Origin of the sequence: Paenibacillus nitricinens, from assembly GCF_052056485.1 — a bacterium.
Taxonomy (GTDB): Bacteria; Bacillota; Bacilli; order Paenibacillales; family Paenibacillaceae; genus Paenibacillus_AQ; species Paenibacillus_AQ nitricinens.
In genome coordinates this window covers 3,004,670-3,021,211 of record NZ_CP183948.1, presented here as the reverse complement: position 1 = coordinate 3,021,211, position 16,542 = coordinate 3,004,670, and the positions used below count along the sequence as shown (strand labels likewise).

At 40.9% G+C, this 16,542-nt stretch carries 18 protein-coding genes; 1 reads left to right on the top strand and 17 read right to left on the bottom strand.

Going from position 1 to position 16,542, the window contains the following annotated elements:
- Positions 1 to 44: 44 nt before the first annotated feature.
- The 17 genes from ACN6KS_RS13335 to ACN6KS_RS13255 all read right to left on the bottom strand — a co-directional run bounded on the left by ACN6KS_RS13335 (position 45) and on the right by ACN6KS_RS13255 (position 15,951).
- The gene (locus ACN6KS_RS13335) at positions 45 to 1,019 is read right to left on the bottom strand and encodes an ROK family protein (protein ID WP_440962180.1); all 975 of its coding nucleotides are present in this window, start codon (positions 1,017 to 1,019) and stop codon (positions 45 to 47) included.
- Positions 1,020 to 1,110: 91 nt separating this feature from the next.
- Positions 1,111 to 2,619 carry a MocR-like pyridoxine biosynthesis transcription factor PdxR gene (gene pdxR / locus ACN6KS_RS13330; RefSeq protein WP_440962179.1) on the bottom strand — a complete coding sequence of 503 codons (1,509 nt, stop codon included), beginning with the start codon at positions 2,617 to 2,619 and terminating at the stop codon, positions 1,111 to 1,113.
- 33 nt (positions 2,620 to 2,652) lie between these two features.
- Positions 2,653 to 2,964: an AzlD domain-containing protein gene (locus ACN6KS_RS13325; RefSeq protein WP_094874155.1), complete on the bottom strand. Its 312-nt coding sequence runs from the start codon at positions 2,962 to 2,964 to the stop codon at positions 2,653 to 2,655.
- Positions 2,961 to 3,704: an AzlC family ABC transporter permease gene (locus tag ACN6KS_RS13320; RefSeq protein WP_440962178.1), complete on the bottom strand. Its 744-nt coding sequence runs from the start codon at positions 3,702 to 3,704 to the stop codon at positions 2,961 to 2,963. Before ACN6KS_RS13320 ends, ACN6KS_RS13325 begins: the two co-directional genes overlap by 4 nt.
- A gap of 1,210 nt (positions 3,705 to 4,914) precedes the next feature.
- Entirely contained in the window at positions 4,915 to 6,018 is a 1,104-nt protein-coding gene (locus ACN6KS_RS13315; protein ID WP_440962177.1) for a PRK06851 family protein, read from the bottom strand.
- A 95-nt stretch (positions 6,019 to 6,113) separates the two neighbouring features.
- A complete protein-coding gene (locus ACN6KS_RS13310; protein ID WP_094874099.1) occupies positions 6,114 to 6,569 on the bottom strand; it encodes an NUDIX hydrolase in 456 nt (151 codons plus the stop codon).
- Between the two features lie 144 nt (positions 6,570 to 6,713).
- On the bottom strand, positions 6,714 to 7,490 hold the full coding sequence (locus ACN6KS_RS13305) for a (S)-benzoin forming benzil reductase (RefSeq protein WP_341134625.1): 777 nt from the start codon (positions 7,488 to 7,490) through the stop codon (positions 6,714 to 6,716).
- A gap of 153 nt (positions 7,491 to 7,643) precedes the next feature.
- The gene (locus tag ACN6KS_RS13300; RefSeq protein WP_341134624.1) at positions 7,644 to 8,264 is read right to left on the bottom strand and encodes a thermonuclease family protein; all 621 of its coding nucleotides are present in this window, start codon (positions 8,262 to 8,264) and stop codon (positions 7,644 to 7,646) included.
- 170 nt (positions 8,265 to 8,434) lie between these two features.
- Positions 8,435 to 9,613 carry an MFS transporter gene (locus ACN6KS_RS13295; RefSeq protein WP_440962176.1) on the bottom strand — a complete coding sequence of 393 codons (1,179 nt, stop codon included), beginning with the start codon at positions 9,611 to 9,613 and terminating at the stop codon, positions 8,435 to 8,437.
- 83 nt (positions 9,614 to 9,696) lie between these two features.
- Positions 9,697 to 10,008, bottom strand: coding sequence for an ArsR/SmtB family transcription factor (locus tag ACN6KS_RS13290; RefSeq protein WP_094874126.1), 312 nt, complete (start codon positions 10,006 to 10,008; stop codon positions 9,697 to 9,699).
- Positions 10,009 to 10,057: 49 nt separating this feature from the next.
- A complete protein-coding gene (gene mraY / locus ACN6KS_RS13285; RefSeq protein WP_440962175.1) occupies positions 10,058 to 11,011 on the bottom strand; it encodes a phospho-N-acetylmuramoyl-pentapeptide-transferase in 954 nt (317 codons plus the stop codon).
- 352 nt (positions 11,012 to 11,363) lie between these two features.
- Positions 11,364 to 11,828, bottom strand: a complete 465-nt coding sequence (locus ACN6KS_RS13280; protein WP_440962174.1) for a GNAT family N-acetyltransferase — start codon at positions 11,826 to 11,828, stop codon at positions 11,364 to 11,366.
- Positions 11,797 to 12,249, bottom strand: coding sequence for a GNAT family N-acetyltransferase (locus tag ACN6KS_RS13275; RefSeq protein WP_440962173.1), 453 nt, complete (start codon positions 12,247 to 12,249; stop codon positions 11,797 to 11,799). The genes ACN6KS_RS13280 and ACN6KS_RS13275 overlap by 32 nt, the downstream gene beginning before the upstream one ends.
- Positions 12,250 to 12,371: 122 nt before the next feature.
- Positions 12,372 to 13,115, bottom strand: coding sequence for an ABC transporter permease (locus ACN6KS_RS13270; protein WP_179281745.1), 744 nt, complete (start codon positions 13,113 to 13,115; stop codon positions 12,372 to 12,374).
- 48 nt (positions 13,116 to 13,163) lie between these two features.
- Positions 13,164 to 13,913 carry an ABC transporter permease gene (locus tag ACN6KS_RS13265; protein WP_440962398.1) on the bottom strand — a complete coding sequence of 250 codons (750 nt, stop codon included), beginning with the start codon at positions 13,911 to 13,913 and terminating at the stop codon, positions 13,164 to 13,166.
- 124 nt (positions 13,914 to 14,037) lie between these two features.
- Complete coding sequence (locus ACN6KS_RS13260; RefSeq protein ID WP_094878247.1) at positions 14,038 to 15,093, bottom strand: ABC transporter ATP-binding protein; 1,056 nt, start codon at positions 15,091 to 15,093, stop codon at positions 14,038 to 14,040.
- Between the two features lie 78 nt (positions 15,094 to 15,171).
- Positions 15,172 to 15,951 carry a GTP cyclohydrolase II gene (locus ACN6KS_RS13255; RefSeq protein WP_440962172.1) on the bottom strand — a complete coding sequence of 260 codons (780 nt, stop codon included), beginning with the start codon at positions 15,949 to 15,951 and terminating at the stop codon, positions 15,172 to 15,174.
- Positions 15,952 to 16,145: 194 nt separating this feature from the next.
- On the opposite strand from ACN6KS_RS13255, the gene ACN6KS_RS13250 reads away from it, so the two are divergent.
- A complete protein-coding gene (locus ACN6KS_RS13250; RefSeq protein ID WP_440962171.1) occupies positions 16,146 to 16,472 on the top strand; it encodes a winged helix-turn-helix transcriptional regulator in 327 nt (108 codons plus the stop codon).
- Positions 16,473 to 16,542 lie beyond the last annotated feature (70 nt).

Here is a 16,542-nt window from a genome sequence, read left to right as displayed (position 1 = left end):
TGGTTCCAATCTATGTCAAAATAAAAATAACAAGCAACGTTCAGTTACTCTGCTTCATGAAGCTTACTATACAAATAAGAGGCGGCACCAATCGTTCCGGCCCGACTCCCAAGCTCTGCTTGAACAATTTCACACTTACTTCCAGATAGCTTCAACGCATGCTTATTTACAGTTTCTCTAACAGGTTGGAGCAATTTATCGCCCGCTGCTGCCATCCCCCCACCTACAATAATAAGATCAGGGTTAAGCATATTCACTACATTTGCTAATCCAAAGCCAAGTATAGTTCCAGTCTCCTGCATGACCTCCATAGAGAGAGCGTCTCCGAGTTCGTAGGCTTCAGATATCATTAGCGCGGTAATTTGCTCTTCTTGATCATTAGTCCAGGTCTGAATCATGCTGGCTCGGCCTTCCTTCAGCTTCTCTTTAAAAGTGTTCACCATGCCAACCGCAGACACATACCGACCCAAGCAGCCAGAGCTCCCACATTTACATGGTCGTCCATTTCTGTACATATTCATATGCCCAATTTCACCAGCGCTATAAGATGTGCCGTAGATTACTTTCCCGTTGTTCACGATACCCGACCCTAAACCCGTTCCCAAAGTAATCAGAACTAGATTGTTGTAACCTTTGCCTGCACCTTGCTGCCATTCTCCATACAGATTTACCCTTACATCGTTATCAATAAAAATAGGAAAATCGTAAAACTGCTTCATCTCGTCAACAACATGTACTTGCTCCCATCCCGGAAAATTCGGCGAAAAAAAAGAAATGCCCGCTACCGGATCAAGTAATCCGGGCACTCCGATTCCCATACCTTCTACTAAATCTAGCGAAATATCCGCTTCAACCGTAATCAAACGTACTGCATCTCTAATCCGTTCCAACACATGTAATGGACCTTTAGCAGCTTCTGTTGGCGTGGATACTTCTTTTACTGAAATAAAATCGTTATCATAAATTCCTGCTTTAATATTCGTTCCACCGAGATCAATTCCTATCATGTAGCGTTTCATAAGAACCTCCAGAATTAGAAATAACTTCACCTTTCATTATGAATTATAGAGGGAACATTCAAGTTAATATGATGAAGTTCCAACATTTCTATTATAAATGACTACAACTAACTGTCGCTTCTGCTTCGGCTAACATCAGTCTGTTCACACCCATCTTAATCTGATTCTCAGTGAGATTAGAATAGCCTACCAGAAACACAGGTCCCTTAGGTTTACTCTCCAGAAAATAAGAAGATGCAGGATATACGCGAACTCCGTAACGGAGCGCCACTTCAGCTATACGCTTCTCTTCGGCATCCGACTCCAGCTCTATCAGTAAATGCAGTCCCGCTTCCTCACCATAATATCGCACACGACTCCCAAATTCAGTATTCAAGCTGTCTACTAGACAGGCTCTACGAGAAGCATACAGCTTTCCCATCTGTGTAACATGCCTTGCATAGTGACCATTCTGAATAAATTCAGCTAACGCTTCCTGATCCAAAGCAGAAGACATGCGATCTGTAATCCATTTAACGGCCAAAAAAGGTTGAAGCAAAGCCGGAGGCAACACAACATAACCTATCCGCAGAGAAGGAAATAATACTTTACTAAAGCTGCCTACATAAATGACTCGACCCTCAACATCAAGACCAGCAAGCGCGGATAATTTCGGACCCTCGTACCTATATTCACTGTCATAATCGTCTTCAATAATAAAAGCATGATTAGCCTTCGCCCAATCCAGCAGCTGAACTCTTCGTTTCAAGGACAGTGTCGTCCCAAAAGGAAACTGGTGAGAAGGCGTAACATAGACTAGCTTTGGCGATTTTTTAAGAATACCTTCTTTATCGTTATCACTGTTTGTTTGGATCTCTTCCACACAGATGCCATCTTGATCTACTTTAACAGGTATGACCTCTACCCCAGCAAAAGAAAATATTTCACGTACAACGCTATGTGATGGATCTTCAACAATGACTTGATCACCTTTAAATAAGAAAATCCTCGATAAAATATCAAGAGCTTGTGTAGCTCCAGAAGTAATCACGATTTGTTCTGGAACAACGGGCATAGACCGCGTGGAACGTAATAAACGAGCAATCTCTCGGCGTAGTCCCAGTGAACCCTCCGCAGGGCCATAGCCTAAAGTATCCGGTGAGGCACGGCGGCAAGCATTCATAAGAGCTTTTTGCCATTGATCCATAGGAAACGCGTCCCAAGCAGGTACACCATGTCGAAAATCGCAAAACACCGGGTTCAAATGATCAACTTCTCTAGTAGAAGGAGGATTAAGCGTAAGGATATCAGGTCCCTTCGTTATAAAATTGTAAGGGCTCTCATAATCTTTTGTAACTTTCTCCTCCAACGTCAACTCCGCAATAAACGTCCCCGCCCCTTTTTTCATCTCCAGATACCCTTCTGCCTGTAGTAGCTCATAGGATTGAAGGACCACGCTTCTGGATACGCCAAGCTGATTGGCCAAAGTTCTAGACGGAGGCAGGGGGTCCCCCCCGCTTAAAGCTCCTGAATGGATAGCATTTCGAACTTGCTCGTAAATTTGACGGCTAAATGGTATCTGTCGTTCTTTATCGAGTGTGATCAGCAAATCATGCTTCATAAGAGGTCCTCCCCTTCTGTTCCGACTTTTGATTTAAAAATATAGGGTTAGCATTTTTACGAGTATTGCTGCGGAAACAGAGCCTAGAATCACGAAGAGCAGCGGAATTTTTCTAATTAATACCAGTATAACAGCGACAGTCCCTGATGCGATACCCACAAGATTAACATCTGGGTCTACCTGAATGATTCCAGGTACCGTTAATGCACTAAGAACCGCTATGGGCAAATACTCCAGCAGCCCTTGGACTTTGGAAGAACCATTCGTATGGTTCGTAAGCAGTAAAGGCACAAAACGAAATAAAAATGTAATAACAGCCATACCTACGATGATTAGTATAGTCATACGGATACCCCCTTCTCCGCTTTGACTTGCCCTTTAATTAAGGAACCTACTGCCATGCCGATCAACATAGCTATAAGAATCGAAGAGTTTCCCAGCAAAGGGTTCAGTAGCCAAGATGACCCCGCAGCTGATAAACATATAGCCATATTCCGTAAGCTGCCTTTCAATTGAGGTACAACAAGTGCAATAAGTAAGGCATATAATGACGTGTTTAGCGCCGGTAAATATAAAGCTGGGATATAGGAGGCAAGGGTTATCCCCGAAGCTGTTGCTATCAGGTTAGCAACATAGGGAGGGATTTGTAGACCTAGCAGATAAGGAAGTGCTAAGGGCTGGTTCGTTTTTTCATTCTCCGTTTTACGATTTACTTCTTCTCGAGGGATCATACTGACGGCATATACCTCTTCTGTTAAACTGAAGCCAATCCAAGTTCTCGCTAGTACACTGATGTTACGATTTAACTGCCCTCCAAAGGATAAGCTGATAAACAAATATCTTAAGTTAATGATCAGGGTAAGCAGTAAAATCACTGGAGCGGCTGCTCCTGCGGCAAGCATTTTTACTCCGATAAATTGACTAGCCCCCGCAAATACGAGCGCTGACAATAAGAATACTTCCAGACTTCCTAGACCTAACCCCTTACCGACCAATCCAAACGTAAAGCAAGCTGGGATAAATCCTGCAACAATTGCGATAGAATCTTTTAGCCCTGTTCTAAACATTACTTTCTGATCATTCATAAGTTTTTCTCTCCCTTATCGTTGTTACTAGAGAGAGCATACTTGGATACAGTTCCAGTGGAAATAACCACATTGGTGCGTATGTACCATACCAATTTCTTTTCTCACAAAAAAAGACCTGACGTCGTCCTTGGGGTAGAGTTACAAGCTGAGTACATCCGTAATTCCATACTCGTATCCATATACACCTTCGTAGTGAGGTTCCGCTTCGGACCCTAATTGCTTTATTACGATGAAATGAGCACATATATTAGGGACGGACCGTATTGCACTTTTTCTCTAATAACAAGCCCCTTCCCGGGTGATCTGGGGCGAATAACAGCGCTGGCTCGTTTACGTTACTGGCGGCACATTGTATTCGGTTTTTCGCATACATTCGGCTCGTTTACGCTACAGGCGGCACATTGTATTCGATTTTTCGCATACATTTGGCTTGTTTACGTTACCGGCGGCACATTGTATTCGATTTTTCGCATACATTTGGCTCGTTTACGTTACTGGCGGACATTGTATTCGATTTTTCGCATACATTTGGCTCATTTACGTTACCGGCGGCACATTGTATTCGATTTTTCGCATACATTTGGCTCATTTACGACACCGTCGGCACATTGTATTCGATTTTCCGCATACATTTGGCTCGTTTACGTTACTGGCGGACATTGTATTCGATTTTTCGCATACATTTGGCTCATTTACGTTACCGGCGGCACATTGTATTCGATTTTTCGCATACATTTGGCTCGTTTACGCTACAGGCGGCACATTGTATTCGATTTTTCGCATACATTTGGCTTGTTTACGTTACCGGCGGCACATTGTATTCGATTTTTCGCATACATTTGGCTCGTTTACGTTACCGGCGGCATTCGATGTTTCACATACATTTGGCTCATTTACGACACCGTCGGCACATTGTATTTGATTTTTCGCATACATTTGGCTCATTTACGACACCGTCGGCACATTGTATTCGATTTTTCGCATACATTTGTCCGTAGGCTCGACTAAAACATGCATTTCGGAGGATATAAGTTCCTCGCGGTTTTTAGAATCTGACGGATGACTCCTCGTTTATTCCATGTCTCCTGCTTCTTCACGTTCACCCCTCCTTCCTATTTCTTCGGAGTTATCCACATTTTTTTGTATTGTATAATTTCCTAAACAACAAAAAAAGACCGCCCTCTAGAGAGCGATCTTAAATGTAGGTTTAAACCTCCAGTGGACTTTCAACAATCTCGTTGATTTCCTCTAAAATCTGCGATTTAATCTTGTCTACTTGATCAAAATCCACGGTTGAAGTATAGATTTGCTTTAACGCGACTAGGAATACTTTTGCGTCTGTAAGATGCTGTGTGGATTGTTTCATGGTGGTCGAATATCGCTCTTTAATGCCGGCTATAGCTTCGGAATATTCTTCATCTGTACCGGGCTGTATACAGCGGGAATACATATCGACGATCTCGTCGGTGTCCCGATCTGGATAGTACTCATGCGGAGCTGTGCTATCAAAAATAGCAAACCCAAGCTCACGCACAATAATCATATCAAGGCTATTTGGATCAAAGCCACAGTGGTAAATTTCAACATCGAAACCACGTTTGATGCCTTCAGCCGCTATTTTTTTCAGCAGTGTAGATTTTCCGGAGCCCGCACGTCCTTTAACCAAATATCTTTTTAGTCCTGAGGTTAGATTAGGAACAAAATCCACTGCCCCCTTAGGCGTCGCCGCACCTAAAAAACGATGATCTACTCGGCTAGCTGTTTCAGATCTCTGATCACCGAACAGAAGCAGAATATACTCCTGTGTCAGCTCGTCGGCTGCTTGAAAATCCATTTTCGCGATGTAAATCGCTTCCCATTCGTCATGTATGCGAAGAGCTTCAGCAAAGCCGGCATAAGCCAATTCATGTTCTTGTTTAATGGCTCCAACTAAATTATCGATTTCCAGCTTCTGCTGACACAACTGGAACTGATCAGCGGCCTGCTCCAAATCTACGAATACGATGGACTCTTCAGGCAATTCAGGGTTTATTACTCGCGGAGCTGTTCCATCCACAATTCCTATATTTAATTTGGGAATAATCACACCGTCAAATGAATCGTTATCTGATGCAGTGTGGATGAACCAAATCTCAAAACCTTGTTGATTCAACTGCTCTCCGATTTCTCTAATCAGTTTGGTCTGCCCCGTACCTGGGCCTCCTTTTAAAACATACAGACGCGTTAAACTTTGCAATGACGACTCATAGAGGCTGTAAAAGCCGTGAGCCGTATTCCCGCCAGCAAAGAAATTGAGGATTGTTCCGTTCATAATCGCACACCTTTCCGGGCTAATGTCATGGTTCATATTTCATCGTATTATGATTTGCTGGGAAAGGTGACACTTGGCGTAAGATGTTCAGTTATTTACTTGGCGATGTGATCGATAAATCTCATAATGACTGGAACATCAGGAGGTGATAACTCGCTAGGCAATTCTCCATAATTAAAAAAACGGACTTCTTGCACTTCAAATCCATCTTCTTTAAGCGCCCCATCAAATCCTGTACATAGGTAAGCGGCTACAACATTATATACTTCATCACCGTTTGGATATTTGTAATAAAGCTCTTGTCCAGAGAACATGTCAAACAATTCAAGCCCATTAGCATGTACACCTGTCTCCTCAAAAAGCTCCCTTTTAGCAACCTCTTCTAATGTCTCCCCTAACTCCATTGAGCCACCTGGTAATCCCCAGCAACCGTTATCCGTTCTACGTTGTAATAATAATTGTTGATTACTACATAATAAAACACAAGCTCCTGCCATAATAAGCGGTCTAGTACCAACTAGTTTTCTTAGCTCCATAATGTAATTACTCATTAAACAGCCCCCTCTCTCCTTAATGGCTTATATTTCTTTGTTCTTTTCCAGAAATTCATCTTTAGTAAGTACAAATCCGATTATCATGCCAATAATAATTGCTGTAATCTATATCTCGCAAAATACCCTCCGGAAAGTAGTTATTTATTCTGTTGATATACTTAAATGCTGTTGAAGTTTTGAATAATCATAAATATCCACAACTGCACCGTGTTCAAAATTAGGCTTAAACAAAAACTCAATGATTTGTTGTGCTGTTTCCTGTGCTGTTGTGAGCATCCCAGTATCCTTAACCACCTCAAATATCTCTGCTGATGGAAATTTTGATTTATCCTGGCTTCTAGCCTCTTTTTGCAGATTGGTATCAATCATTCCTGGCCAGATTGATACAATTCCAACTGGTGTTTTGGAGTGATTCTGTTCTAGTCCCACACATTGTGAAAAAACATCTAGCCCAGCTTTTGATGCTGAATACAGACTCATGCCAGGATGATGATTCTTAGCAGAAGAGGATGATATATTTAAGATCCTTTTGTCGATTAAATGACCATTCGTATGCTTTATAAACATTGAGGTTAGTATAATGGGAGCTAATAAATTCACATTTATATTTCCCGTTATTTCATCAACCCTAGCTGAATCAATAAATGAGACAGGAGTAATCATTGAAGCGTTATTAATAAGGTAGATTCCCTCCGCTTTTGACACGTCAATAGAATTGAAAATACTCCCCATCAGAGACTCAATCAGATGAATGTGATTCAAATCAAATTCATAGTAGGTTATATTGCTACTTTTACTTACTAAACTCTCATTTCTTTCACGTGAGATACAAAACAGATAGTGATCAGAAGAGACTAGTTGTTCTGCTATTGACTCTCCAATTCCTCTTGAAGTTCCTGTAATAACGAAGTATTTCATATGAGTATTCCTCCTCGAATTGTAACCTGATACTAATACCAACTACTAGAGTATCACATCACTTTGTAAAATACATCCATTCGGTTCATTTTCTCCCTAATATAAAAAAAGCCACCTTATGGTAGCTCTATAAATGCTGATATTACTAAAGGTTTATTTCATTTTAGGAACATGAAACCCTTTATCTTGTGCGTAATTTTCAATACTCCAGATGCCGATTCCCTGCTCTCTTGCTTGATCCTGAATAGCTCTAAATTGATCTACGTATTTCGTATTAGGTGCAAATACATATGCCACACGTGCATAACCCTGCTCTAGCAGAAGCTCATTAAACATTTTGCCATCGATATAGAGATAACAGAGTAGACGACCATATTTATCTCGTTCTGATACATCTAGTTCAATTTGCACATCTTTATTTGTAAGCATCTTTTTGGCATAATCAGAGGCTTCTATCGAAAATGGCTGAGGCTCAGGGATATTCGGATTTACGGATTCTGGAGTATCGACTAGTAGTAAGCGCACCGTTTCTTTTTTACCGTCAATCGTCAGCTTCATGGTGTCACCATCAACTACCCGTGTTACCTTAGCATCTAATAAGCGTCTGTTGTCCTCTTGTGCATTCTTTGCGGTAGCATCAGATTTAGGGTTAGGACTTGTTGTTATAGATGGAACTGGATCTGAAGTAGACTGTTCGGCGATGGTGCAACCGGTAGCTATCCCTAGTATGAGGGTGATGGCTAAACAAATTTTTAATAGATACATTTTACTCATGGATAAACCTCTTTCTTATACATATGTAATAGCTTCATGGGGTCTAATTAAAATAAATCAAAATAGTGAAAAACACAAGTTTGTATTACTTAATATAGAAAACAACGACAGCTATGTACCAGAAAATAAGATACATGGCTGTCGCTGTTTTAATAAATTCATAATGTCCGTTAATCACCCATCTTAGCTTCTGTTACGTTTAAGTTCGAAATTTTTATTTTAATAATGATCGTTAAGAACGCAAGCAGTGAGAACACAATCCCAACCCAGATGAGTTGATGTATTCCTGAATGAGAAATAAACCAACCGCCGATGGTAGTCCCTATAGTAATTCCAAGATTAGAAAAAGAGATAAACAAGCTATTACCAAATTCAGGAGCTTCTTTTGCCTCGGTCGTTAACCAGGCTTGACTGACAATGAGTCCGCCGGAATGCACTGCCCCCCAAATGATTATGATAATAACCATCGGAATGAAATAAGATCCTAGATAATAAACGAAGAGGTAAGTTACCGCATATAGCAGAGGAAACATGATGACGGTCTTTGGAATGCTTTTATGTAAAAGGCCCCCAAATAAAAAGTTCCCAAAAATCATGACTATACCAAAGACCATCAACATGATACTAATCCATGATCCATTCATATGTGTTACTTGACCAAGATACTCAGCGAAGTAGCTATATACAGAAAACATAGCTGCAAAGATAAAAATAACCGTTACAATATTTAACCATAATAGGGGTTTGCGTAGTATACCAAGCTGCTTGCCATAAGACATTTTTTCTTTAACGGGCATGGAAGGAAGCCAAGCGAGTATCCCTAAAAAGGCAATTACACTTACAACAGCACCAAACAGGAAAGCAACTTCTAATGATATTTTGTCCGCGAGATAAGAAGTCAAAGGCACACCAAAAGCAAACCCGATTGTGATTCCAGCGAAAACCTTTGTAACTGCTTTGGTGCTCTTTTCTGGAGGGACAAGTTGAGCAGCGGTCACAAGAGCAACTGAAAAAAAGACAGGATGAAAAATAGCAGGGATAATACGAAAAATCAACATTACTTCAAACATAGTTGTATAAGCGTACACAACATTTGAAATTGCAAAAATAAGTACAGCCGTTAATAGAATAACTTTACGATTAATACCAGAAGCCAGTAATGTTAGAAATGGACCAGAAATGGCAACGACTAAAGCAAATATACTTACAAGCCATCCAGTCTGTGAAGTCGATATATTAAATTTTTGAGTTATTTGCGGAAGAACACCTATAATCCCCATTTCCGTAGTGATAATACCAAATACACCTAAAGCCAGAATAATGATGAGCAACGGGTTAATCTTTTTCATTTTTAAAATAATCCTCCATTTTATATTCACATATACAGATTTGTAGATATGTATTATCAAAAAAAAGGCTTCCCTCCTCTCATTTATAGTTTCTGTTTAATATACTCGGAAAATTCCTGAATTGTCTTCTCGTTCCGACGATAGTACGTCCACTTCCCAATTCGCTCAGATTCCAACAAACCAGCTTTTTGCATAGTCAATAAATAGCTCGAGATAACAGACTGTGCTAGTCCCGCTTTAGCTTGAATATCTCCCACACATATACCAGTTCGAAAACTTAGGCCTTGTTGTAAATAAGGCTTCTCATCAAAGTATTCCTCCGGAGTTTTTAACCACATCATAATTTGACTACGTGTCTCGTTAGACAAAGCTTTAAATATTACTAAAGGTTCCATGCATTTCATTATATCTACTTTTATAGATTTGTAAATATAAAAGAGTTATTTAGTGCATGAGATATTTCCAAATTAACCAGCAAATCAGTACGGAAACCCACGAAATGAAACCGAATATCATCACGATTTTGTTTTCGCTCCATCCGTATTTTAAACTAAAATGGAAATGGATCGGAGCGATCCGGAACAGCCGCAGCTTCGTGCGTTTGTAGTACCAAACTTGCAAAATAACCGACACCTGCTCCGCAAAATAGACGAAAAACAAAATCGGAAGCAAAAGCTCGACCTTCTCAATGACAGCCAAAATAGAAAGGGAGCCACCGATCGCCAGTGATCCTGTATCGCCCATAAACGCTCTTGCCGGATAAATATTGTAAAGGAACAGCCCCAGCAGACAGCCGATCATGACAAGTGAAAATGTCTGCACTTCAGGTTTGTCCGAAATCATAAAAAAGAAAAAATACGTTGGAATGGCTACATTGATCAGTAGCCCATCAAGACCGTCCGTAAAATTGATGGCATTTGCGGAGCCCACCACAAACAGCAAAATGATTCCGACATAAAGGTACAAAGGCAATTGCAAATAGTGCCCTTGAAACAACGCAATATCGCTCGTCAGGCCGAATGAATGGAACAACACATACAAAATGGATCCAGTAAAAATAAATTGTAACACTAGCTTTGAGCGACCGGTGATGCCGGACGGATTTTGCCAAAAAGCCTTTTTGAAATCATCCAGAAATCCGACGGAGCTGAACAACAAAAACGTGACGCATAAGAGTAACATTAGAGGTCCGGGATGAAACTGTAACGAGATCGCTATTCCGATAAGCAGGACCAACCCTGCCATAAGCGGTGTACCACGTTTGGCCTGATGATCCGCTGGTAACTCGGAGCGAATTGGCTGCGTTAGCCTCAGCCTGTGCAGTGTCCAGATCAACAACGGCGTAAGTATCGCCACTAGAAGAAAAGACAGGCCGGAAATAGCCAAAATTCCAAACATATAACAAACTCCCCCATTTTTGAAAAGCATTATTTTAACACTTCCACTCCAAGTACTCTACTCTGGAACCTAACTCACACTCACAAAATTGTTTTGAGAGTGATTAAGATCGCTTGAATTATGTAAAGTTTTATCCCTCTCACTTGTATCTTTATTAAAATGATATATGTAAATAAAATTTTGATAAAGAGAAAGTATTCTATTTTTATTTCCTATTTTCGCTAGTCATGTAAGAAATACTTCCGATCAATAAATAAAGGACTGCCTATTCGGCAGCCCTTCATTTATTGATCATTCTTCAACTTCCAGGAATCAACATTGGTTATTAGAATAGAATGGTCCGATATCAAGCTTAAACTTTTATCATAACAATAAATTCAGTACTTCCCTTAGCGAATTCAGCTTCCCGGTTAAATCCCATTTTTTCATACAATCGTATCGCTCTATCATTAAATTTTGCCACAGTCAGACGTTTCGAGCTTTTCCCGACCATTGAATCAATTTGGCTTAGAACAGCTGTGAACAATAGAGTCCCATTTCCCTGCCCTGTAAACTCTGATCTCATCCCTAAGCCAATATCTATAAACCCCTGAGAATATGTATATGACTCATTTGGGACCTGTGCTGAGCTTCCTGTACAGAAGAACCCTACTAACTCTTTATTATCATCAAATACAGAAAAATATGAATCTACAAGCATTTCACTTATGGCTTCAGGCGTTTGTTCATTGTTGTAAAAATCATACGGTTGTTCATATCTCCAGCTTAAAATATCCCTAGCAGCATCAGCATTCAGCTTTTCCATGTAAAGTTTCATTTCGCACTCTCCTTAATATACATAAAAACCGCTCAACACCAGGATACAGCTCTCCTAAACTCTCCGCTTCAAATCCACATGACTTATAAAATCCAACGGCATCACAATCTGTCTCAGCTTGAAATGTGGTAAAAGACTTACTAGATAACAATTCATTAATCAACTTACGTCCAATCCCCTTACCTCTTGTGCCTTGTTTTACTGCCACATGAAGAATTACAGCGCTATTCTCTGCTGGGTTGATTTTAATTCCAATAACAGCAGATACTCTTTCACTAACATAATAGCCATACAATTTCCGATATTCGTTAGATTCATATAACCGAATAACATTGTTCATCTTATCGACTGATGGTTTGTAAATACACTCTGAAAGCAATGAAATAATGTCGCTAGTAAACTCTTCAATCTGTCTTATCATTATACGGAAATAGCCTCCTTCCCAAGTTACCAACTCTATAATACTCTATCAAAAAAACCGCCCAGAAGTTTCTTCCGAACGGTTTCATATGCTATTGGTCAATCTATAAGCTCTAGCTTAACTCAAGAGCCCGCTCCCTTATATCTTCTAACACCATAACTCCATGCTAACAGACCAATCCCAAGGAATATCGCACCTACAACAGGTGTCATCAGCGCAAGGTTTGTCATCTCATCACGCTGCAGGAAGAGCGCTGCCGGATAGACTCCGACGAATGCAAACGGAATGACCCACGTAAGCAGCACCTGAATGGCGCGATTGTAGATCGTTACCGGATAACGACCGTAGGTCTGAATGTTGTACATTAACGGGAGAATCCCTGTTGGAGCATCAGAATAGAATGATAAAGAAGTCAGTGTCGTATAAATCCCCGTATAAATGGCGACGGCACTTAACGTAAGAATGATCAGAGCCGGTATCGTCCACCATTCAAAGGGAAGACCCAGATTACTACCACTGATGGCCATAATAATAATACCTATGAATGAGCCCATTAGTGCTGGTGGATCAACATTTTCCAAAAAGATCTGGAACAGATTATGCGCCGGACGCGTCAAAATACGGTCCATCTCACCTTTGACGATATAACGCTCACTAAATCCCCATAGATTCACAAAACAACTAAACACCCCAAAAGGCACCATAAAGAACCCATAAACGAACACTACTTCGTTCTGATTCCAGCCGCCAAGGCTATCCGTATGCATGAAGATTACTAGTATAAAGATAAAGTTTGTAGCCTGAAAGAGCAAATCCGATATGACTTCTACCCAGAAATCGGCGCGATAGGTGAGCCGGGACTTCATATAATTCTTGATGTATTCAATTAATAATCCAAGGTAATACACGTTTCCTCAACCTCCCTGCACGAAGAGACGCTGCCGCGCCGCATGATATAACCAGACAATTGGAATCAGTAAGGCCAGGAACCAAACGATCTGTATCCCCAGTACATTCCAAATCGCAACCCCTTGTACCCGTCCTGTAAATACAGAACCTGGCAAGTAAGTAATCGCCTGAAACGGCAGCACCTTAAGTATAGAAGATAGCCAGTCAGGAAACAGACTGATCGGCACGATCAGACCAGAGAACAGATCAACAATTACCCGCTTCATACGCATCATGCCCTCATTATTCTCAACAAAGAAAGCCGAGAGCCCCGTAATAATATTGATCTGTGAATTAATCAAAAAGCTGAAAAAGAGCATTACAAGAAAACCCGCCCAAGCAGATGGTGCTGTCGGTAATTGAACCGGGAACAACAACATCGCTATAGCCATACCCGGAATCATAAACAAGAGGAAGCGGAACATTCCCTCACCGAGTCCTTGCATCATTTTGACTAAGACATAGTTATAAGGCCTTATAAACTGGATAGCGATACTTCCGTCTCGTATATCCGTAGAGATCTCACGATCTAGATTATTAAAATAAAACGCACGAGCCATCCAAGAAACAGCGACATATGACGTCATTTGCGTTGCGGTAAAGCCACCAAGTGAATCCCCATTACCATAGATGGCCATCCACGTGAAATAGTTAACTCCGATATTCAGTGAATAGATCAGAATACCTGAGTAGTAGTTAATCCGATAAGCAAGCATGGTAAGGAACCGGATTCGTATAAAATCTAAGTACGCCCCAAATAGTAATCTACGACTATTCTCTGGAGGACCACCTGAAGAACCTCCTGAGGACGAAGACATAGCTGTTGCAGCATTAAGCTTATCAGACATGTAAAGCCTCTCTTTCATCCTTCAGAGCGGCAGCTTGTTTCTCTGGTTTATCCGCAGACCCGGATTGATAAATACTGCGAACAATATCGTCCGTATTCGTCTCAATGATTTTGATATCAGTAATGTCGGCTTTCCCTACTACCCGTCCCAAAACATCAGATACATTTAAATCCAGCGGTATCCAAACCGATGCTCCAAGATCGTTGTCTGAAGACCAAGTAACTGGCATCCCATCAGTCCAAAGCTCAAGCAATTGCCGTTTCGTTGCATTTCCGAATTGAAATTGAACTTCACGTCCGGTTCCCCAGCGCTGTTTCAGATCTTCTAGGCCGCCGTCATAAATAATCCGACCATCATCAAGCATGATCACCCGCGAGCAAAGAGCCTCAATATCTTGCAGATCATGTGTAGTCAACAGTATGGTTGTTCCATGCTCACGGTTCATATCTTTAAGGAATTCACGGATCTCTGACTTCACCACAATATCTAAACCAATGGTTGGCTCGTCCAGAAATACAATCGAAGGGTTATGAAGTAATGCTGCGACTAATTCACAACGCATCCGCTGACCGAGACTGAGCTTGCGAACAGGACGATTCAGTAGTTCTTGCAACTGCAATCGTTCGACCAATTCATCCAGCCGTTTCTTGAAGTCTTGTTCAGATACCCGGTATACCTTGCGCAGCAGCTGGAAGGATTCAATGACCCCAATGTCCCACCACAGCTGGCTGCGTTGCCCGAACACCACACCGATGTTCTTCACGAATTTCTCGCGCTCCAAATAAGGAACATAACCGCCCACCGTAAGATTTCCAGAAGTGGGTACGAGAATACCCGTGAGCATTTTGATCGTGGTTGATTTCCCAGCACCGTTCTCACCGATATAACCACAAATCTCACCTTCGGGAATGGAAAAGGAAATATCCTTCACAGCCGTTACTTCCGTATACTCCCTTTTAAACAAATCAGCGAAGGCCCCTTTGAGACCTTCGCGGTTTTTTTGTACTTTGAATGTTTTGCGTAAGTCTTGTACTTGAATAGCAGTCATATTGTACCTCACTAAGCTTAAAGTTGGGTTCCAGTAACCCATTATAATCGAAGGAGTGCAAAAGCACTACCTCAATTTTTACTTAGCCAGTCTTCCTACAATTGGATTCGCTTCTTTCACTGCCTCTAAATGTCCTGAACGAGCCACTTTGGTGCGTAAGTATTTCTCGTTAAAAGAAGATACATCTCCCCACAGCGCTACTCTTTTCACTGCATTCATACCTGCAGTCTTGAGAGCTTCCAGTTTCTTCGGATTGTTCGTAATTAACGTGACTGGTTTATGACGCAGATGCTGTAGAACGCTAATCGCTTCTTCATAATTTCTTGAATCATCAGAAAAACCCAGCTCTAAATTAGCCTCAACTGTATCGTATCCTTCTTCTTGTAAAAGATACGCTAAAGATTTGCTAAACAATCCAATGCCTCTGCCTTCATGGTTAGCAAGATAGAATAACGCACCTGAACCATGTTCGACGATCATTTTCATGGACTGATGCAGTTGGAAGCCACAATCACAACGTTTGCTGCCAAAAATATCGCCGGTATGACAAATGCTATGCATCCGTATCAAAGCTTCATCTGAAGCTTCGAAATCACCATATACTAAAACACTGGATTGCTGACCATCTGCGAGGCTCATGGAAGGTAACTTTGAAATCAAAGCAGCTGTTGCTTCACTATTATCACCAAGAAGCTCTGCATCCGAAGTGTTCAGCCAGTTGTACCATTTAAAAGTTACAGTCTCTCCGTCTAAATTCACGGGTAAAGTAATCGGTCCAACCAATATATTTGTACTGTTTTCTAAAGGAATTCGAGTAATTTTATTTTGTAGGATAGAAATAATATCTGATTTTGTCATGTGTGACACCTTCCTCAATGTTCATCTAGTATAGTTTCAGCTATACATAAAGATTGAATATTAGTTAAAATATAAGTAACTATTTGTAAGTAAGTTTATCATTGTAATATAACTTCGTCAAGTTATAATATATCTTTAAATATTTATAATTACTTTATGTAAGTTTATGATATAATGAATGTCGAGGTGATATTATGAATGATTTGAACATGTGTCCTCGCTTTGAAAAAGCGGTAGACTTGCTAAGTAAACGTTGGGTCGCGCTGATCGTTTTCGTGCTTATGCCTGGCCCTCGTCGTTTTGGCGAAATTGAAAGCTGTCTGTCCAATTTAAGTGGTAAAGTGCTATCCGACCGATTAAAAGAAATGGAAATCGAGGGTATTATTGAGCGAACCGTATATCCAGAAATGCCAGTACGCATTGAGTACTCCCTTACTCCAAAAGGTACCGCGTTGGCTCCTATACTTGGTGAAATTGGAAATTGGTCTACGGATTGGATTGAGCTTAGTGTTAAAAATTAATCCGACTTATACTAACTTGAAGAGCCCTTTTTGTTCCGAAAATCCGGCAACAAAAAGGGCATTTTAAGTT